14 protein-coding genes and 7 pseudogenes are annotated in these 19,365 nt (G+C 68.5%); 7 read left to right on the top strand and 14 right to left on the bottom strand.

Annotated features, from left to right (window positions below; genetic code table 11):
• Positions 1–67 precede the first annotated feature (67 nt).
• Both ACQEXA_RS53150 and ACQEXA_RS53145 read left to right on the top strand, forming a co-directional pair.
• Positions 68–1,285, top strand: coding sequence for an FAD-dependent monooxygenase (locus tag ACQEXA_RS53150; RefSeq protein ID WP_432921886.1), 1,218 nt, complete (start codon positions 68–70; stop codon positions 1,283–1,285).
• 89 nt (positions 1,286–1,374) lie between these two features.
• Entirely contained in the window at positions 1,375–1,506 is a 132-nt protein-coding gene (locus tag ACQEXA_RS53145; protein ID WP_432921889.1) for a hypothetical protein, read from the top strand.
• Between the two features lie 133 nt (positions 1,507–1,639).
• On the opposite strand, the pseudogene ACQEXA_RS53140 reads toward ACQEXA_RS53145, so the two are convergent.
• From ACQEXA_RS53140 to ACQEXA_RS53130, 3 genes and pseudogenes are all read right to left on the bottom strand, one after another.
• Positions 1,640–2,101 (bottom strand): annotated as a pseudogene (locus tag ACQEXA_RS53140) (transposase); the annotation flags it as partial.
• 241 nt (positions 2,102–2,342) lie between these two features.
• The gene (locus ACQEXA_RS53135; protein ID WP_433133676.1) at positions 2,343–2,762 is read right to left on the bottom strand and encodes a hypothetical protein; all 420 of its coding nucleotides are present in this window, start codon (positions 2,760–2,762) and stop codon (positions 2,343–2,345) included.
• A gap of 296 nt (positions 2,763–3,058) precedes the next feature.
• Positions 3,059–3,229 (bottom strand): alcohol dehydrogenase catalytic domain-containing protein, encoded by a 171-nt coding sequence (locus ACQEXA_RS53130; protein WP_432921894.1) that lies wholly within the window; start codon positions 3,227–3,229, stop codon positions 3,059–3,061.
• Positions 3,230–3,845: 616 nt separating this feature from the next.
• Here ACQEXA_RS53130 and ACQEXA_RS53125 point away from each other — a divergent pair.
• Positions 3,846–4,628, top strand: coding sequence for an alpha/beta fold hydrolase (locus tag ACQEXA_RS53125; protein WP_432921897.1), 783 nt, complete (start codon positions 3,846–3,848; stop codon positions 4,626–4,628).
• A gap of 4 nt (positions 4,629–4,632) precedes the next feature.
• Positions 4,633–5,502: a VOC family protein gene (locus ACQEXA_RS53120; RefSeq protein ID WP_432921900.1), complete on the top strand. Its 870-nt coding sequence runs from the start codon at positions 4,633–4,635 to the stop codon at positions 5,500–5,502.
• Here ACQEXA_RS53120 and ACQEXA_RS53115 read toward each other — a convergent pair.
• On the bottom strand, positions 5,497–5,628 hold the full coding sequence (locus tag ACQEXA_RS53115) for a hypothetical protein (RefSeq protein WP_433133674.1): 132 nt from the start codon (positions 5,626–5,628) through the stop codon (positions 5,497–5,499). The two genes, ACQEXA_RS53120 and ACQEXA_RS53115, sit on opposite strands and share 6 nt — an antisense overlap.
• Before the next feature lie 30 nt (positions 5,629–5,658).
• Here ACQEXA_RS53115 and ACQEXA_RS53110 point away from each other — a divergent pair.
• Positions 5,659–5,949 (top strand): annotated as a pseudogene (locus ACQEXA_RS53110) (winged helix-turn-helix domain-containing protein); the annotation flags it as partial.
• Between the two features lie 3 nt (positions 5,950–5,952).
• On the opposite strand, the pseudogene ACQEXA_RS53105 reads toward ACQEXA_RS53110, so the two are convergent.
• From ACQEXA_RS53105 to ACQEXA_RS53095, 3 genes and pseudogenes are all read right to left on the bottom strand, one after another.
• Positions 5,953–6,341: pseudogene (locus ACQEXA_RS53105) on the bottom strand (IS1634 family transposase); the annotation flags it as partial.
• Positions 6,342–6,451: 110 nt separating this feature from the next.
• Positions 6,452–6,721, bottom strand: a complete 270-nt coding sequence (locus ACQEXA_RS53100) for a hypothetical protein (protein WP_433134802.1) — start codon at positions 6,719–6,721, stop codon at positions 6,452–6,454.
• Between the two features lie 284 nt (positions 6,722–7,005).
• A pseudogene (locus tag ACQEXA_RS53095) lies at positions 7,006–8,226 on the bottom strand (RNA-guided endonuclease InsQ/TnpB family protein).
• A gap of 341 nt (positions 8,227–8,567) precedes the next feature.
• Here ACQEXA_RS53095 and ACQEXA_RS53090 point away from each other — a divergent pair.
• Complete coding sequence (locus ACQEXA_RS53090; protein WP_432921906.1) at positions 8,568–9,578, top strand: LuxR C-terminal-related transcriptional regulator; 1,011 nt, start codon at positions 8,568–8,570, stop codon at positions 9,576–9,578.
• 551 nt (positions 9,579–10,129) lie between these two features.
• Here ACQEXA_RS53090 and ACQEXA_RS53085 read toward each other — a convergent pair.
• Entirely contained in the window at positions 10,130–12,424 is a 2,295-nt protein-coding gene (locus ACQEXA_RS53085; RefSeq protein WP_432938787.1) for a M4 family metallopeptidase, read from the bottom strand.
• A 384-nt stretch (positions 12,425–12,808) separates the two neighbouring features.
• On the opposite strand from ACQEXA_RS53085, the pseudogene ACQEXA_RS53080 reads away from it, so the two are divergent.
• Positions 12,809–13,078, top strand: a pseudogene (locus tag ACQEXA_RS53080) (SDR family oxidoreductase); the annotation flags it as partial.
• Positions 13,079–13,171: 93 nt separating this feature from the next.
• Here ACQEXA_RS53080 and ACQEXA_RS53075 read toward each other — a convergent pair.
• From ACQEXA_RS53075 to ACQEXA_RS53050, 6 genes and pseudogenes are all read right to left on the bottom strand, one after another.
• The gene (locus tag ACQEXA_RS53075; protein WP_432921909.1) at positions 13,172–14,230 is read right to left on the bottom strand and encodes an acyl-CoA dehydrogenase family protein; all 1,059 of its coding nucleotides are present in this window, start codon (positions 14,228–14,230) and stop codon (positions 13,172–13,174) included.
• A 98-nt stretch (positions 14,231–14,328) separates the two neighbouring features.
• A pseudogene (locus ACQEXA_RS53070) lies at positions 14,329–14,772 on the bottom strand (FAD-dependent oxidoreductase); the annotation flags it as partial.
• Between the two features lies 1 nt (position 14,773).
• Positions 14,774–15,337, bottom strand: coding sequence for a hypothetical protein (locus ACQEXA_RS53065; RefSeq protein ID WP_432921912.1), 564 nt, complete (start codon positions 15,335–15,337; stop codon positions 14,774–14,776).
• A gap of 442 nt (positions 15,338–15,779) precedes the next feature.
• Positions 15,780–16,694, bottom strand: a complete 915-nt coding sequence (locus ACQEXA_RS53060) for an alpha/beta hydrolase (RefSeq protein ID WP_432921915.1) — start codon at positions 16,692–16,694, stop codon at positions 15,780–15,782.
• A gap of 28 nt (positions 16,695–16,722) precedes the next feature.
• Positions 16,723–17,040: pseudogene (locus ACQEXA_RS53055) on the bottom strand (aldehyde dehydrogenase family protein); the annotation flags it as partial.
• Positions 17,037–19,361 (bottom strand): hydantoinase B/oxoprolinase family protein, encoded by a 2,325-nt coding sequence (locus tag ACQEXA_RS53050; RefSeq protein ID WP_432921918.1) that lies wholly within the window; start codon positions 19,359–19,361, stop codon positions 17,037–17,039. The gene ACQEXA_RS53050 and the pseudogene ACQEXA_RS53055, both read right to left, overlap by 4 nt.
• Between the last annotated feature and the right edge of the window lie 4 nt (positions 19,362–19,365).

The raw sequence follows: 19,365 nt of genomic DNA, 5'->3' as shown, positions 1-19,365 counted from the left end.
GACCCGGTCGAGCAGCCCCGCTCCCTTCCCCCACCTCTCCCTGAGCCTCGGACGAAAGACACTCTGCATGAGCACCGCCACTCGCTCCACGACACCTCGGATCGCCATCGTCGGCGCCGGCATCGGCGGGCTGACCCTCGCCCTGGAGCTACGCCGCAAGGGGTGGGAGGTACACCTCTACGAACAGGCCGAGGAGCTGCGCGAAGTCGGCGCCGCCGTCGCGCTCTCGGCCAATTCGGTGCGCCATCTGCAAGCGCGACTCAACCTCACCGAGCCGCTCGCCGCGGCGGCGGCCGACGTGGACGGCCTGGTCTTCCGCTCCGGACGCACCGGCGACGTGGTCGGCCGGGTGCTCTCGCGTGCCGACTACCACCAGCGCTGTGGAGCGCCGTACTACGGCATCCACCGAGCCGACCTTCAGGCGATCCTGCTCGGCGCGCTCGCCGGCCCAGACGCAGGGTGCGGGGTGGAGGGTCTGCACCTCAAGAAGCGGCTTGTCGACATCGACGACTCCGGCGCGCAGGCCCGTCTCCACTTCGCCGACGGCTCCTCGGCCGAAGCCGATCTCGTGATCGGAGCCGACGGCGCCCGCTCGACCGTACGCCGCCTCCTGCTCGGCTACGACGACGCGCTGTACTCCGGCTCGTCGGCCTGGCGTGGCATCGTGCCGGCCGACAAGCTCGATCTGCTGCCCGACCCGGAGGCGATCCAGTTCTGGATGGGGCCCGGTGGCCACCTGTTGCACTACCCGATCGGCAACGGTGACCAGAACTTCTTCCTCGTCCAGCGCACACCGGAGCCCTGGTCCGCCTCCAGCTGGGTGACACCGGTCGAGCGCGAGGGCGAACACCTCACGATGTTCGCCGAGTGGCACCCGGCGATCGTACAGATGATCAGTGCCGTCCCGGTCACCGAGCGCTGGGCGCTCTTTCACCGTCCGCCCTTGGAATCGTGGTCGAAGGGCCGGGTGACCCTGCTCGGCGATGCCGCGCATGCGATGGTCCCCCACCACGGTCAGGGTGCGAACCAGTCGATCGAGGACGCCATCGTCCTCGCCGACTGTCTCCTGGCCGACAGCGACTGGGAGGAGGCCCGCGCACGCTATGAACAGCTACGACATGCCCGGACCCGCCGCGTGCAGACGGCATCGATCACCACAGGCGACGTCCTGCATCTGCCCGACGGTGAGGCGCAGCGCCGGCGCGACGCGCGGCTGGCCGCCCCGGACGCGTTCGACCGGCACCTCGCCTGGATCCATGCTTTCCACGCCGCTGGAGAGGCATGAGGGGCTCCCCGCGCTCGCCCCGGCCCGGCAGGTCAAGCCGCTGCTGCGCCGGGGCGCGGTACCCAGCACCCGCTGGACAGATCTCGGGCATGAAACCCCTGGAGTACGTCTGGAAGGCCGCCGAGGACCTGCACCCCACCCTGCCTGCCCGCCAGACGCACGTCGCAGACATGGCCCGCACCATCTGGAAGGCCACGCCAGCCGCGTCGTGGCTGACCTGAACGCCCATGCCCGGGCCCACGGCCTCCATGAGGAGAGCCAGACCGCTCAACTGCCCAGCCTGCAACGCGCCATCGCCTATACGAAGTCGCGGTCCTTGAGGTCGCGCTGCTGGAAGACGGTGTGGTCGTCCTACCACTGCTTCGTCAGCCGCGTCACGGACGTCGACGACAGGCCGGCCGAGCCGCCGAGGAACTGCTCCAGCGCGGGCACGAAGTCCCCCGAGGGCAGTCCATGCAGGTAAAGCAGGGGAAGCACGTCGGACATCTTCGGCGACTTGCGGCACCACGGGGCCAGGATTCTGGAGGAGAACCGCTTGCGCTCGCCGGTGGCCTCGTCGACGCGCCGGTCGTTCACCCGAGGCGCAGTGACCTCCACGGGCCCTGCCGCGGTGACGACAGTGCGGGGCCGGTGGTGGCCGTTGCGAACCACCAGGCGGTGCCCGCGCTCGCCTCGCTCAGCCGCCAACTCGGCCATGTATTGGTCGACTTCCGCCTCCAGCGCGGCAGCGAGGATCCGCCGGGCTCCCTCGCGGACGATCTCGTCGATCAGGGAACCGGACTCCGTCGTGCCGTCCTCGTTGACCACGCTGAGCATGGGCGTACCTTCCCAACCGACGGTGCAACGTCGGTCCACTCGGTGACCTATCGATCACTCGGGAAGGTACGCCCTCCCACGTCCCAACCCGAGGCCGATCCACAGATCTTGAGCATTGCTCATCGCCGGCGACGCGGCTCCCGATCCCGCATCCGGCGCCGTGCCGGCTGCTGTCGGGTGACCACCGAAGTGCTCGTTCGTCGCTGACGACCCGGGCACACATCCCGGCCGAGTGATCAGCTCAGAGGGTGGGGTCGCCGGCGGGAATGCCGATGACGGTGCGACCGGCCAGCTCGTAGTTGGCCGCCGACAGGACGGCATGCTGCGCTGCGGCGTGGCCGTCGCGGAACAGCCTGCCCAACCGGCTCGACTCGTACAGGGCGGTCGAGCTGCCCAGCTCGTACATCGAGGTGAGCACGGCGCGCGCGGTCTCGCCCGCGTGGGCAAGCGCGCCCCGTACGGCACCGCGCTCCGCTTCCGTCGTGGGGCGGCCGGCGGTCGCGGCGGCATCCAGATCGCCAAGCGTGGTCAGCAACAACGCCAATGCGGCATCGACCCGCGCGCCGGCCGGCCCATGGCAGCCTGGATCCGTGGGCCACGGGCCTGGCCAGCGGCGGGGAGCAGACGCCAGACCAGGCCCGTGGGGTTGGGGAAGGGGCATGTTCCTCGCCGGCATGCTTGAGTCGCAGCACCCAGACGAGGAAGAAAGTGCCGCCGAGGACGAGGTCTCCGGCCAGGCCTGTCCGGAGACGTCGTCCTTGCTTGCATGAAGAAGCACGATGGAGAACGTTCGCTCGAAGCATGCCCGGGACGCGCGCTCCTGAAGTCAATACCGAACGTTCTACCTCCACGCGGTGAGGCAGCCCATCAAGGATCCAGCGAGAGGACGCCCCGCTTTGAGTGGGGTGGGGAATCGCCACTCCCCCGATTCCGTTGTGGCCGAGCAGGCAGTACCCGCTACCGGCAATCGCGGCGGTACGGCCACGGGGTGACCGCGACACGGTCGCCCCCGCGGAGTTCGGTGACCTCCGGGCCGCTGGCGCCCACTTCGCCTCCGGACTCGTGGCAGAACACGATCGGCAGCTTTGACGCGAACTCCTCTGCGGGATGGGCAGATCGGTGTCTCATCGCCCGCAGAAGGACAAGTGGACCACGACCTGGTTGGAGCCGAGCGGGATCGGGGACGGAGGCGGAGACAGCTGCCTTGCCGACCGAGGGCTTCGGCGCAGTGCGCTGACGTCCAGTGGTTGACAGGGTGACTCACCACCCACGCCCGCACACGCCCTCTCGGCCTCAACCGCGCTTGACCCTGGGCGTCGGCGTTCACCACCACCTGGCAGCGAGCCGTCCGGCCCCCGGCCCTCGCCTGACGGCCGGCCGGCACCCCTCAAGCGATAACGGCTTCGGACCGGGCCCCTCACTTCGCAACCACCCGCGAACTTCCGACTCAGGACGCCGGAGGTCCACGGCAGTTGAGGCCGCCCCCCTGCGGACCGCCACCTGGTCGCGACGATCGAAGACTGAACACGGGTCGGCAAGTCCAGACGGCGTGGTGAGCAGGCAGACAGGTCCTCACCTGGGCGGCCCATGACACGGCCGTCCGGCATGCCGAATGACACAGAAGCTGTCGGCCTCCGGCATGGAAGTCGACCTTGATAGCGTCACACATTCTTGTATAGTGAGCGCTACATACACAGAGGGGAGGATTGAAGTGCCGAACATGATGGATGTCAGGGACGCTCAGTTGGCTTATACCGAGGTCGGTTCGGGCGACCCGGTCCTGTGGCTGCACGGCTCGGGGCCGGGAGCCACGGGTATGAGCAATTTCGGCGGCAATCTGGCGGCCTTCGAGGACTACCGGAACATCGTCGTGGACCTCCCCGGCTGGGGAAGCTCCCCGCGGCCCTCGACCGACGAACCGCTGATCTTCCACGCGGCGGAACGTGTATGCCGCGCGATGAGGGCTCTCGGGATCGAACGCGCCCACCTGGTGGGCAACTCCTACGGGGGAGCCGTCGCGATGCGCATGGCGATGCGCTATCCCGACCGCGTGGACCGGCTGGTTCTCATGGCCCCGGGCGGAGTTCTCCCAGCGGACGCGCCACCGTGGCCTGTCGGGCTTGACCGCCTTTTCGCCTACATGGCAGCCCAGAAGCCTTCCCGTGAGGCAATGACCGAGTTCGTGCGGCTGATGGTGTTCGACGAGACACTGGCCACCGAGTCCCTCATCGACGAACGGTACGAGTCGAGCCTGAAGGCGCACCCCGAACTGCCGATTCCCCCGAACTTCGGGGATCTGACCCCCGACCTGCCCCTCATCGCCGCCCCCACCTTGCTCGTCTGGGGGCGGGAGGACCAAACCGTTCCGCTTACCTGGGCGCCCAAGATCCTTGAGGGCATACCCAACGCGGAACTCCGCGTGCTGCCGCACTGTCGGCATTGGGTGCAGTACGAGCGGGCGCCTGAGTTCAACCACATTGTTCGCGAGTTTCTGCAGGGCGGCGTGACCGCCGGGGCGGAGGGATGAAACTGTGGGTATACGCAAGCTGGGTTATGTCGGGCTGAACGTCACGGATGTCCATGCTTGGACCGACCTGCTCAGGCGCACGCTGGGGATCGGTGTCACCACGGCGACGTTCGGTACGGATGAGGTCGCGCTCGTCGAGCTGGACGAGTTCAAGTACCGCGTGGCTTTGTATCCGTCCGCGGAGGACAGTCCACGGGAACTGGGCTGGATCGTTGACACGCCGCGCGAGCTGGACCGGCTCAGCCAAAGGCTCACCGATGCGGGTTTCACGGTTGAGGACGGCTCGGCGCAGGAGATGGAGCTGCGCGGCGCCACCCGCCTGCGGTGGTTCACCGACCCGGTCGGATACCGGGTGGAGCTGGCGGTCGGTGAGGCCAAGGCGCGTACTGCTGCCGCCCGGCTCGGCGGGGCACGTGCTGGTACTACGGGTCTGGGGCACTTCGTGCTGGCCAGCCCCAAGTTCGCCGAGCTTCGCGAACTGTATGAGTCCGTGCTGGAGTTCAAGCTGACCGACTACCGTGCTCCCGGCTTGTTCTTCTTCCGCTGCAATACGGCCCACCACAACATCGCGCTGGCTCATGCGGACACGACGGCGATTCACCACCTGGAGTTCGAGCACGGCTCGATCGACGACGTCGGGCGGTCTTACGACCGGGCCAAGGCCGATGGTGCGCCGATTTCGATCAGCCTGGGACGGCACATGAACGACAAGGCGATCTCGTTCTATGTGCGAAACCCCAGCGGTTTTCATCTTGAGATCGGCTGTGGCGGGATCGAGGTGAGCGAGGACTGGGTGCCGCACGACTTCGGTGTCTCGGATGTGTGGGGACACCATCACGCCAACGCCAATCCGTTCGCATCGTCGAAGTCATGAACGGCCCTCTTCAGGGTCCTGCCCCCGCCGCCGCGCGATCGTCACCAGCGCGGCGAGCGGGATCAGCCAGGCCGTGGCGACCCGGTTGTCCTCGCGCAGCCGACTGCTGTTCAGGCTCTCGCCCACCGGTTCCGCACCACGCGGTCTCGGCAGCGTCAGCCGTCGCAACGTGCCCGTAGCTGCCGTGGCAGTCATGGCTGCCTGAAGCGGTGTCGGCGTGCTCATCAACTACGTGGCGTGGCAGACGGCGGTGCGCAGGCTCTGCCCTCGCGTGGCCCGAGTGGATCGCCGCGCCGTCCGTCCGCGCACTGCCTGCAGAAACTGGCCGCGTATCTCGAGCAGGGCCCGGCCGCACACGGCTGGGTGGAGGACCAGGTGTGGACCGCCGCCCGGGTGGCCACGTTGATCGGCAGGAAGTTCCACGTCTCCTACAGCGTCTCCAGGGCGGCTGCTCAGGGTCCGGTCCCGCATGTCGTCCTTGACCCGCCGGATCAGTTTCTGGTCACCGTGTTGCCGGGCCAGGATCAGACACGGACCGGGATCCTGTCCCCGGTGACGGTCACCCCGATCACGATCCGCGGCAGGTCGCGCGGAAGTCCTTCGGCTTCCCGAAGGTGCGGAACCCGTCTGGTCAGGGGCACATCCGCTGCCGTCCGCATCGGCCGGAGCCTCCTCCCGTCGGGCAGGAGGCAGCCCTTCTCGTCCCGGGCGACGGGTTCGTCCGGCTCCGCCAGTTCGACGTAGGTACTGGTGGTGTCAAAGAACAGCAGGTCGACCTCGAGGTCGAGGAGGTTCGCGACCTCGTCGAACACCCGCTTCTCCAGATCGTCCTGGGAAACCGGCAACCCAGGAAGTCGACCTCTCGCCGCGACCGCAGCTACGGCATCAGCGCCGCCCGCTCGGAGCCGGTCTGCGGCTTCCTCCGGCTCCGTGAAGCGACGCGCGGGCCTCACTTGCCGGACCCGGCGGTATCAGCGCGCCGGGTCGGCGCATTCCTGGGTGCCGGCAGTGGTGAGGAGGTCCAGCATGCCCGCGCCGTCGGTGCCGACCGCAGGGGTGAACCAGAGCAGTCGCTGTCGGTCTTCCTCGCTGAACAGGTTGAAGCAGTCGACCTCGATCGGGCCGAGTGTGGGTGGACGAGGCGTTTGCGGTCACCGTGCCGAATTGCCACGTCGTGGTGGACCCACAGCTCGGCGAATTCGGGAGAGAGGCGGAGCAGGGACGCGATCAGTGAGTTGACTTCGGCGTCCTTTGCCGCTCACCGGGCGACGGTCACCCTGAGATCGGCGACCAACGCGCGGGACTCGTTCTGATGGTCCGCTTCGGAGTACAGACGCCGGGCGGATCCCAAGGCCGACCGACTGGTGACCGTCAAGGTCCTCACCAGCCCCGTGCTCGAGTCCTGGAACTGGAGTGCTGGGCGGCCTGCATGCACTCTTGAAGGCTCCCCTCCCTGAAGGGAGGGGATTCTCCACCCTCCAGGGCTGCGTGGGGATTCACGGCTCAGGCCGCCACCGGAGCCGGCGGCTCAGGTGGTCTTACGCCCTCGGCACCGTCCGGGTTCCAACCTGCCCGGACCAGCATCACGCGGGCGGAGTTCTTGTCCCTGGGCGAGACGGCTCCGCACACGGTGCAGGCATAGGTTCTCATCGAGAGAGGTAGTGCGTGCTTGGTTCTCGCTCCGCACTGCGCACAGTCCATCGTGGTGTGCGCCGGGTGCACGAGGCGGACGTCCCGTGCGTGCTTGCGCCCCATCTCGACCAGAGCGCGTTTGGTGGCGGCGATGGCGGCATCGGCCGCCTTGCGGGCCATCGTGGTTTTCGCGAGGAACTTCGGGCGGAAGTCCTCCACCGCCACCCCGTCATGATCACGCATCACGGACTTGGCCCACTTGCGGCCGGTGTCCTCCCGCTGCCCCGCGACCTTCTTGTGCAGCTTCGCGGCCTGTGCCTGCGCCTTCCGGTAGCCCTTGGATGCGGGCGGCCCTTCGGACGCCGGCGCCGGGCCATCATCCGCTGGTAGCGGGCGAGCCCCTGCGCGGCCCGCTTGCCGTGCTCGGCATGCGGGAGATCGTAGGCGTCATCCGTGGTGGTGGCCGTCTCCTTCACACCCCAGTCCACCCCGAGCACCCGCCCCGTGAGGGCAAGCGGTTCGGTCCGCGCAGGGGCGACGAAGGACACATACCAGTGCCCGAGCGTGTCCTGGTACACGCGCACACTCGACGGGTCGGCCGGAAGAGCCCGCGACCACACCACGCTCAGCACGATCTGGCCCGCAAGGTGCAGACGACCGTCCTTCAGACGGAAACCCCGCCGGGTGTAGTTCAGGCTCGGGCGGCTGTCCCGCTTGCGCTTGAAGCGGGGCATCCCGGCCCGGCGGTGCACCGGAAGCCGGTCCTTGATGTCCTTCAGCGCCTTCGCCCGCGACTTGGCGAAGTCCCGAATCACCTGCTGCTGCGGCACCGAGGCACCCTCGGCCAGCCACGGCGTCAACCCGACGCGCCTCGGTCAGCATCCTGTCGAGCTGCGCCGGACCACACGTCAGCTTCTCTCCGGACTCCTTGCTCTGCTGGTGGACCTGCTTGGACTTGGCGACGCATTCATTCCAGAGCCACCGGCAGCGGTCCCACTCCGCTTCAAGTGCGCGCCGCGCGGTAGCCGACAGGCGCACACGGAAGGAGTACCGGGCATGCCCGGCCCCCTCCGTGGTCGCGTCTGTCGTCATGCATCCGAACCTACCCGGGGGGACTGACAGTTGAGGCCTCTTGATCGCCACGGGCTTGCTCACCTCGTCGCGGGTGGACGGTCTTTCGCCCTGGAGGCGAAACCCCTATTTCCTGTCCTGCTCCGCAGGAGTCCGATTCCTCCCCGGCCTGAAGGCCGGGGCATCCTCGGAGGAACCCGGTGAACAACACAGACACCGGCACCTTCGGGAGAGGGAACAATAACTTGATCCACTGCGGTTTATCGACTGCGCGCGACGGCCCCACGACGTCGCCCCGGTCGACGGCCTCGGCGAGTTGCTCGCCAAGCGCCGCATCACCAACCACAGGAGTGTCAGAACGTATGGACGGAACTGCGGACGACTCGTGGGCGGCAACGGGTCTGGATCCACTAACCGGGCGGGTGTTGGAGCACCTGGTGGCCGTGCCGTCAGCGGACGTCACCGAAGTGGCGGCGACGCTCGGGGCGTCCCGCGCGGAAACCGAACAAGCACTACGTCACCTCGCGGACTCCTCACTGGTGCTGCAGATCGACGGCTCGGCAACGCGATGGGCGGCCGGCCCCCCGCGGTCCTCGCTCGGCGCCTTGCTGGCCCGGCGACGGGGCGAACTGGCCCGCCTCGAGGGGCTCGTGGAGCGCCTTCACGAGGTGTACGAGGCGGTGACCGGCCCGCGCGCTTCGCACCTGGTGGAGGTTCTGGAGCGCGAGGATGAGGTGTCGGCGCGCTATGGTCAGCTGCTGAAGGGGAGTTCGGTCGAGATACTGCACCTGGCGAAGCCACCGTATGTGACGGGTCCACAGGCATCCGCCGGGGAGTTTGGAGTGGCGCACGGAGTGCGGATGCGGTCGGTGTACGAGACGGAGGACTTTACCGACGCACTGTCCCTCAAGACGGCGCTGCGCGGGACGGGCCGGGGCGGAGAACTGCGGCTGGCGTCACGGCTGCCGGTGAAGTTGGTGGTGTTCGACCGGGCGGCGGCTCTGCTGCCGGTGCGCGGGGACCGCCCGGCGGCGGGTTCACTGGTGGTGCACTCCCCCGCGCTGGTGGTGGCGCTGGTGGCGCTGTTCGAGAGCGTGTGGGAGCGCGCCAAGCCGGTGTCGCTGGCAAGCCGACACGATGGGCCGATCCTAAAGCGCAGCCTGACGACCGTGGGGCCGGACCAGCGAACACGGGAAATCCTGCATCTGATGGCAACCGGGATGAAGGACGAGACGATCGCCCGCGTGCTCAAGGTGAGCCGCCGTACCGTGCAGAAACACATCAGCGATGCGGGTACTCTGCTCGGCGCCCGGACCCGGTTCCAGATCGCGCTGCTGGCGGTGGAGCGGGGGTGGCTGAAGGAGCAGGCCTGACGGCTTGCAGCCGTGCGCCGGCGTGGCCGTGTTCCCAGGTTGTGCGCCGCTACGAGCGGTCACCATCGCGTCCCAAGCGGTGGGGCGCTCATTGGCTCTGTGGCCTTGAGCGTGGGATTCTTGCGGGTGACCCGGCCGCCGTGCACCCGTAGGGCACGCATGAGTGTGCCGGCCCGGGAGGCTCACCAGTGGGATGAGCGAAGCGTAGTGAACCTGTGGCAGGGTGCTGCGCGCACGCCCGGCGCCCAGGCGACGTCGGGCACCCTCCTCCGTCGGGTCTTGCGGCCCGGTCGACCAGCGTCCGCAGGGACGTGCCACGCGGACTGGCGGCTCCTGTCGTTCAGTACCAGGGCACGAAGGCGATTGGCTCCCAAGACTGAGCAACGCTCAGGCTCGCTAAGCCAATTAGAGACGCTTGTTGAAGTGCGCGGCCCCGCGTCAGGGCTGACGGCCACCGCATGGTGTTCCAGGGGCCACAGCCCCTGGTGACCATGCGGTGGCCGTTACGCTCTCCACCGGGCCGGACGCCGGTTACGACCGTTGGGCGGGCCTCAGAAGGTCAGGCTCCAGCGCTGGAGATGACCCGGGTCCAGGTCGTAGAAGCCCGGGGTGCCGTCGGTGACACGCAGCTTCCAGGTGCCGACCGTGGTGACCGCCGAGGCGTCGACCGTGTAGGTCTCGTGCAACTCGGGCGTGATCACCCAGGGTCCCCAGGGCTTGACGTGGATGACGGTGCCGTCGGGGGCGATCAGGTCGATCACCATGGCATTGCTGAACTCGTGGTCGAGGTCGACCGTGACCTTGAGGTCACTGGGGGCGTTGCCCGGCTTCCCCCGGTAGACCAGCGGGGACTCGACCACGCCCCACTTGGGGATCACATACGTGGTGGGGTTGACGAAGAAGTGTCCGCCGGATTCAAGAGCGGTCCAGGTGAACGAGAGGTTCCGGGTGTCCCCGGCCGCATCCGTGATGACGATGACCGAGCTGTAGTCACCGGCCTTGTCGGGCGTACCGGTGATCAGGCCGGTGGTGTGGTCGATCGACAGGCCATGGGGCAGCGACTTGGCCGAGTAGGTCAGCGCGCCGGGACGGCTGCTGGACGCGGTGATCTGGCGGCTGACCGGCTGGCCGACCGCCACCGGCTCGGTCGGCGGCGGCTCCACGGCGATGTGATTGACGAAACGTGTCCCGACGTTGACGGCCGCCCAGGCGTTGGCCACGGCCTCGTAGGCGTCGCTGTCCGCACCGTAGAGGTCGGTGGCGGCCTGGAGCGTCGCAGTTCGGGCGCCCGCGTAGTCGGTGGTGCTGGTCATGTAGACGGTGAGCGCGCGGTACACCACATCGGCGGCGTCGGTCCGACCGATGCCCGCCACCGGGAGCCCGTCGTACGTGGGGCTGTCGTAGTCCACGCCGTTGATGGTCTTCTGCCCGCTGCCCTCGGCAAGCAGGTAGAAGAAGTGGTCACCCACCCCGGCCACCATATGCGGTTCGTCCCACTTCGCCTGCGGCGTCCAGTAGTCCAGGGGAGCGTAGCCGACGGAGCTGATGCCGGCCTTGGAGGGACGGTCCATGTAGCGGATGGGCTTGCCGTCGCCGTGCAGGTCGTCCAACTCGGCCATCGTGTAGTCGGGCACGTCGTTGGGGTTGTCGGCGTAGAACTCGACGGCGGCGGCCATCATGTCGCTGATCGCCTCGTTGAGGCCCGGCGATTCGCCGTTGTTGCCCAGCCCGGCGGTGGCGGAGGTGACTCCGTGCGTCATCTCGTGCGCGGCGATGTCCAGGGACGTCACCGGGTGCTGTCCGTCCGCGCCGTCGCCGTAGCTCATGCAGAAGCAGCCGTCCTGCCAGTTGGCGTTGGCGAGGGGGACCCCTTGCACGGATTCGTAGTGGACTCGGGAGGTGCTGCCGCGGCCGTCGTTGGCTATGCCGTTGCGGCCGAAGCTGTCCTTGTAGAAGTCCCACGTCGTCTGCGCGCCGTACGCCGCGTCCACCGCCGCGGTCTGGGGGTTCGCCGCCGTTCCGTCGCCCCAGACGTCGTCATCGTCGGTGAGCAGGACCCCGTTGGAGTTGACGCTCGAGTCGAGCGTCCGGTGATTACCGTGCGCGGGGTCGATCAGGGCGTACGTGCCGTCGTCCTGGCGGGTGGAGCCGATCGTGACCTGTCCGCTGTAGAGGCTGTTGCCCTGGGCGGACTCCACGTGTTCGGAGTTTTCCAGGGTGGCGCCGCCCGCGGCGTCGGTCACGACGTGGCGTTCGCTGGGGGACCCGTCCTGTTGTACGCCGGTGACGACCGTCTCCCAGGCCAGCTGGGGCTTGTCGTTCATCATCCAGACGACCTGGCGGGGGGCGGTGCGCGCGTCCCCCTTGCGGGTGCCCTTGGCCGCGGCTTTGCTCAGGGCCGACTTCTTCGCGTCGTCCGCCGACACCTTGGCCTTGGCCGTCGGTAGGGTCAGCTTCGCCTTGGAGGCGTAGGTGACGGTGCGGGCCCCGCGTCGCTGATGGACCACCAGGTCGCCGCCGATCACGGGCAGTCCGGCGTAGGTGCGCTCGTAGCGGGTGTGGACCGTTCCGTCGGCGTCCTGGATCACGTCCTTCGGGATCAGCTTCTCGTGGGGGCCGAGGTTCAGTGAACGGGCGGTGTCCGGCGCCGCGTTGGTCGCCTGGTCGAGCAGTTGTCGACGCTGTCCGGGCGACAGGTGAACGCTCCCTGCCCCCGGTCTGGCCGTCGCCTTGATCTGCGGGAGCGCTCCCACCTTGCGGGTGCCCCCGGACGCGTCCGAAATGGAGGCGGCGCCCGCCGAGGCGGGCAGGGCGGAGAAGGCGAGTGCTGCGGCCGTGATCACCACGGTCGCGGCCAGGCGCCGCCGGGGCCGGTGCGAACCCTGTGGGGACGCAGCCCTGTTACTGGAGGAGTTCAATCTGCGGGACCTTCCGTTTTCGGCGGTGTGTCGATGTCGAAAGCCGCGCACGACGCGACTCGAGCCCTGTCTCGTGACTGCTGGTCAGCGCGCCCGCGGCTCGCACTGCACCTTCGCCGCCACACGGGCACCATGACAAGGAGAAGTCGGAGGGGACTACGTGCAGTTGCACAGGTGTGAAACCGGCGCCCGCGGCCAGGACACTCCGAGCGAACACCGGTCGGCTGCTCCGCCCCCGGCCACGTACGGGCACACGCCGAACAGCGGGGCCGGCTGCCGCAGCGTGAGGTCGGTCCGCCAGGAGGCGGCGACAAGGGCGCCGTCGAGTCGATCACCTTGATCCTCACCCGGGAATTGCGCGGGCGGGACATCACCGTGAACACCGTTGCCCCCAGGCCCACGGCGACAGAACTGTTCCTGAATGGCAAGACGGGCAAAGGGACCGACCGGATTGCCAAGATCCCGCCTCTGGAGAGGCTCGACACGCCGGAGGACATCGCCCGTGGGATCGCCTTCCTCACCAGCGAGCAGGGCCACTGGATGAACGGCCAGGTCCTGCGGGTCAACGGGGGCATGGTGTGACGCTGCCGCCGCTGGACCGCCGGATGTGGGCGGGGAGCGAGACAGTGCGCGTCGTGAGCCGGGCGGAAGACGCGCCGTACGAGACTTTCCTCGTCAGGAGACCAGGGCGGTGCCCAGATCCTCCGTCGCGAGATAGGGGTTGAGCAAGGGGTGGCGGCTGCCCACCGCGACATCCCGCCAGTAACGCTGCAGAGCGTTCGTCGTGCGGAAACCACTGGCGCCGTGCAGGTCGAGCAGCCGCTCGACAGCTTCCCGGCAGTCCCTCGCGGCGCCCGTCAGGCTCATCTGCAGCCGAGCGCGCTCGAGTTCGGTGAGACCGGCCCGCGAGCTGTCATGGGCGACGGCAAGCATGGTCTGCTCGGCCCGGTCCACGAGCCGCGCGGCCTCGGCGAGCCAGTGCCGCGCGCCGGGAGACTCGCCCATGCGCGCGTAGCCTGTCATGAAGGGCTTGCGAGGGGACGCGAACATGTCCTCGACCACATTCAGTGCACCCTGCGTCGCGCCGACCACCGTTGCCAGTGTGCACACCGCGAAGAACAGCCGGTCCTGCGGTCGCGGCGGGGCCGCAGGGGCAGTCTGACGAGCCGGCACCAACAGGCCGTCGGCGACAAGGCGCTGGCTTCCCGTGCCACGCATACCGGCCATGTGCCAGTTCTGTTCGATGACCAGGTCAGCGACGGACACCACCATGACGTGGTACGCACCGTCGATCATCAGCGCGAGCTGCGCCCAGTCGGCGTCCTCGCAGCCGGAGACGGAGTCCCACCGACCGGTGACACGCACACCGCCCGCTTCGCGGACTCCCTGAGCGGTGGGAGCTCCGCTGCCGCAGACCAGCACGTCAGGATCGGCAAAATACTCCTTCTGTATCGGTTCGTCAAAATTCTGGGCGAAGAGAGTCTTGGCGGTGGCGCAGGTGCCGGCAATCCACGCGGCGGACGGACAGGCCCTGCCGATCTCTGTCAGCCGGACGGCGCTGTCCGTCGCGTCGGCCCAGGCGCCGCCGTACTGGACGGGCGTACGCCGGGCCAGTGCCCCGCTGCGCCGCAGCGCCTCGACGCTCGCCGCTGCCAGGCGGTCCTGCCGCTCGGTCTGCTCCGCATGCGCAAGCAGGACCTGGTCGTGCTCATTGTTCGCTGTTGCCTTGATCATCACCTTGCCAAGCCAACCAGCGGTCCCGCCGGGTGGCCATGGCCGCGTGATGCGTCAGCATACGAATCCGTGCGGAGTGACTGTTGTTACCCTTCCACGATCGCGTGCCGCGCGGTCAGCGACGTCACCATGCCGTCCGCATCGGTGACCTCGACACCCCGGTCGGAGGCGATCCGCCCCTGACCGCGATACAGCGCGATCCCGACGGAGTCGAGCCTGGAAACCTGCCCGTCGTCATTCCAGTGCGAGGAGAAGGAGTCACGCCGGCGCAGCACGGCCGCGACGTCCAGGTCCCCGGCCACCGCCTCACGCGCTCCCGGCACCTGCCGGGCCGCCCGCAGCGCGGCCGTGCTGCGCAGCAGTGCCTTGGTCGGCATACACGCCCAGTAGGAGCACTCACCACCGACCAGCTCCCGCTCGACGACGGCGACTCTCAGCCCGCCCTGCACCACCCGGTCGGCGACGTTCTCCCCGACCGGACCCGCGCCGATCACAACAACGTCATACGTGTGGGCGGTTACGTCAGTGGCGTGGTCAGTCATGTCAGTCCTCCTTCGCGGCGCGGCCCAGGCGCAGGGCCGAGATGAGGAAGAAGATGCCGCCCGGGACGGCGTAGCCGATCGCGCTGGTGAGCGCGGGGTCGCCCGCGCCGGCCGACGCGACGAACGAGCCTCCGGCCAGGACCGAGATGGCGCCGCTGAGGATCATCGGCCACTGGCCCCCCAGCTTGCGGCGGGGAACAGCCACGATGAGCTGGACGAGCCCGGACACGATCGCCCAAGCCCCCCACACCCGCAGCACCGCCGGAATTCCCGACGCACAGGCAACACCCACGCCCACGGCCGCGACCAGACTGGCCGCCATGTTCACATAGAGCAGGGTCGGCGATGATCCGGTAGTGCGCGACGACCTCGCGTCGACGACGGCCGCACCCACGTCGAACAGCGGATACAGCACCAGTAGCACAGTCCCGACCGGAGTGATCTCGTCCGCCATCGTGAGCATCACGAGAGCCCACACGATGGCGAACGCGAACCGCACGAAATACAGCCGACGCAAAACAGACGCCGTCCCGGCGATGGCGGACGGCGCAGCAACGGTGCTCACAATGATCCCTTTCGGTGGATGTGTTGAGGAGAAGTCAGTTCGGCGTGTGCCGCGGTGGGGTGGCGCCACGGGTCAGCGGTGGCCACTCTCGCGGGACCGAACGTTCTATCTCGTATTTTTCGAAGAGCCCTATGAGACGCCGCACATGCGAAAGCCGGCCGTCCCAGGGTGGTCCCGGCCGCTCGGCACGACCGGCCGGGTGCGCTACGCAGAAGGGATTTGCGCCTTTGGCGTCAGCCTCGTCCGTTCGGTCGGCCCACCCGGACGCCGACGTAGTCATCATCTTCATCTTCTTTCCGGCAGCCCGGTTACGGGGCTGCCGCTTTCGAAGCGGCGCTCCCGCGTGCCTCGCCACCGGGCCCGGACTCACCGGATTTTGGAGGGCGTGCGATGTCCCGTCCGGTCGGCCCTGCGGCCGGGAAGGTTCGCCGGGTGGGGTGATCTACAGGTTGTTCGAGTAGAAGCTGGCAAGCCGGTCGACGGCGGCGTCGACGTACGCGGGTTCGTCGTACATCTCGTAGTGGCCGGCGCCGTCGATCACCATGAGGTCGACGGGGTTGGGGGCCAGCTCCCACAGCCGCATGCCTGACTCGTAGGACCCGGTGTTGCCGATGCGTCCGGCGAGGATGACCTGCAGCGGCTGGGTCATGAGCTGGTCGACCAGGTGGTACGCGTCATAGCCCAGCAGCAGCGAGTCGCCGCGGGAGAGGCGGCGGTTGGTGGAGCGCTCATGGCCGCCCCGCTCGGTGCGGTAGTAGGTGATCGCCTGGGTCGTGTCGATGTCGGTCATCCCCGCTGCCGCCGCTTCCTCCAAGGTGTCGGGCAGCCAGTTCACGCGGGCCGGCTCGCCGGAGCGGGACTCTTCGGTGCGCGCCTCGGCCATGCGCTCGAGTGCGGCGGCGGGGCCGTCCGGTTGGAAGCTGCGGAACGAGGTGCCCATGTTGCCGGGGACGACCGCGCCGACCGCCTTGATGCGGTGATCCGTGCGGGCGGTGTGCACGGCGTAGCCGCCGCCGGCACAGATACCCAGGACGCCGATGCGCTGCGGGTCGATGCCCGGGGTCGTGGTGAGTGCGTCGATGGCGTAGGAGATGTCCTCACCGCGGCGGTAGGGGTCCTCGAGGTCGCGGGGCTCGCCGCCGCTCTGACCCTGATGGGCGGGGTCGAACACGAGTGCCGCGATACCCCGTGCGGCAAGGCGGGACGCATAGTTCGCGCCGATCTGTTCCTTCACGCTGCTGCCGGGGGTGGAGAGCACCACGGTGCGCGTCGAAGCCGCATGGTCGGCACTGTCGGGCAGGTAGAGGTCCGCCGCGAGTTCGATCGGGCCGCGCGGGATCGTCATGTGCCGAAGCATGGGAGGGCACCTTCCGTGAGAGGCTCATACCGTTCTGAGCGCTGACGACACGCGTGATGTCCTCCACCCGCCGCTCAAGCGCATCGGCGAGGCGGCAGAGAGCGTCCGCCCGCCGCGCCGGCTGCCAGGCAGCCCATCCGCCGGGATCGTCGAAGGCGGCACGGGCAGCCGCCACGGCCGCGTCCATGTCCTTGTCGCTGCCCGCCGGGACGCTGCCGAGAACCTCCTCGGTGCTCGAACCAAGCACCGTGATCTTCTCTTCGGACGCGGGTGCAACCCACCGGCCCCCGATGAAAAACGAGTTGTGGTGCGGATTCACGCTGTCTCCTACAGCGGATGATCTCATGCCCAAGCCCGGTAGTGGTCGACCGGAAGGGGGTGGTTGACGGGCACGACACGGGAGTTGACCGCTGTCAGGCAGCCTGGACAGAACAACTGCCGGAAGACGACCTCCGCGTCGACGTACTCCGACGGGTCGTGCCAGATGTGGGGGCCGGCTTCGGTCGGTGCCGAGTCGCGGAGAGCCAGCCCCTCGACGAACGCGCCCTCGGCCAGTGGCCCGATCTCGGTGCTGCAGTGGACGCACACCACCGTCGCGCCATCGGACGATTCAAGGACGGCGAGATTGTCGTCGAGCCGGCGTGCCTCGCTCAGGTCGTGCGTACCGATCGGCGTGAGCCGGGTGCCGGACAGTCCGACACCGGAAGCGCGGCGGTGCCGCAGCTCATCGCGGACCTCGTCAGTGGCGGTCACGTCCACTCGGCCGTCCTCGCCAAGCACGACGCCGTAGACATCCCGGGCGGCGTCTGCCGACACGCGTACCTGCAGCACGTCCTCGCGGACACTTTCGGCCGGGCGGAGCAGAGGGTCGCCGTATCCTCCTCCCGCCTGCCAGTGCAGATAGAGAGCGTCACCGGAGCCGAGATTCGATTCCCCCTCGCAGGGCAGCACCTCGACGTCGCCGCCGAGTTCGTCCAGGTCGGCGGGAATCGCCGTCGCACCGGCGAGCTGGGGCACGTCGATACCGCGCACCACCAGGTCGAGCTGGGAGTTGCCCGGGTACCCTCCGGCCAAGCCGACGTTCTGGTTCGCGACCTTGCCGGTACCCGAGACGACCAGTGACATCGTTCCGGTCTGGTCCGGGTGCTGCACGTAGCAGACCGAGCCGCTCATGCCGCCCCGCTGCCGGCCCGGACCGCCGGAGTCGGTCTGCTCCCGGCGCCACAGGGCGACCAGGGGGTAGAGGTACTCGGTCATCTCGACGTCAGGTGCCCGTGCGGAGGGGATGATGAGCCGTCCGCCGGTGTCGACGCCATCGTGATGCACCTGGGCTCCATAGCCGCCGGCCATGACGTCGAAGATGGGGGACACGAAGCCCTTGCGACCGCCTCCGCGGACATCGACGCCGGACACCACGCACAGGTCGGTGGTGCCGTTGCAGATCGACTGCACATCGGTGCGGTGGTCGGGTTCGGCGTCCAGCATCTTGGCGATGACCTCGGCGACGAGGTTGCCCGAGCCCCAAGCCGGTCCGAAGGGCCCCTTGCCTACGGCCGCCGGGAACGAGGCGTTGGTGATGGTGTCCTCGTCGGTGATGATCTCGAAGCAGCGCATGAGGCCGCCTGCCGCCCATGGGATGTTCCCAGCCAGCAAGGGCAGCATGGTGAAGACGATCCCGGCCCGCAGTCCCGGGTAGGGGCAGTTGATGATGCCTGTCTGCCCGGCCGTTCCGCGGAAGTCGAAGACGAGCCGGTCGGCTTCCTTGGTCATCGCGACCTTGATGGCGTGCAGATCGCGGTCACCGGTCTGCGACTGCTCCTGGTAGCCGACCGCGGTCCACGTCCCGTCAGGCAGGGTCTTCAGCTTGGCCCGCAGCCGTCGTTCGGCGTCGTCCATCATCCGGCGCATCACGGCCTTGACGGTGTCGGCGCCGTACTTGGTGATGAGCCGGAGGATCTGCTCGGCGGCGTTCTTGTTGGCGGCGATCTTGGCACGGAGATCGAGACCCACCAGGTGCGGAAGCCGTGACCTGCGGACCCAGGCGTCGGCCACGTCGCGCTGCAGCACCCCGCCCCGGACCACCTTCATCGGCGGAGTGGGAACCGCCTCACCGAACACGTCCTGGGCCGACGGGCTGAACGAGCCCGGCCGCTGCCCACCGAGGTCGACCTGGTGGGCGATGGCCGTCGTCCAGCCGAACAGCTTGCCGTCGTGGAAGATCGGGGCCAGGATCGCGGCGTCGTTCTGGTGCAGCCCGCCGCCGATCCACGGGTCGTTGCAGAGGAACATGTCGCCCTCTTCGATGCCCGGGTTGTCACTGCGGTTACGCAGCGTCCAGACGATGGCCAGATCCATCGAGCCGATGAGACCCACGTTGTACGCGCCGACCTGGACCTGCTCGCCGAGTTCGTCACAAATGGAGAAATTGAAGTCGTTGGACTCGGTGACGACGTGCGAACCCGACATCCGCCGCAGCGTCTCGCCCATCTCCTGGGTGATGGCCCACAGCCGGTGCCGCACCACCTCGTAGGTCAGGGCGTCGACCCGGTCGGCCGTGCCTTCGTCGATCTGGTGCAGCGGAAGGGTGGGCGAGATCTGCCGGAGCAGTTCCTCGCGCGGCAGGGGGCGGCTGGTGAACTCGTCCGCCCCGGGGATCTTGGATGTCATGGAA

Source organism: Streptomyces sp. CA-106110 (assembly GCF_050936285.1).
GTDB lineage: Bacteria > Actinomycetota > Actinomycetes > Streptomycetales > Streptomycetaceae > Streptomyces.
The sequence above is the reverse complement of the archived record's forward strand: the minus strand, read 5'-3'. Positions and strand labels throughout refer to the sequence as shown.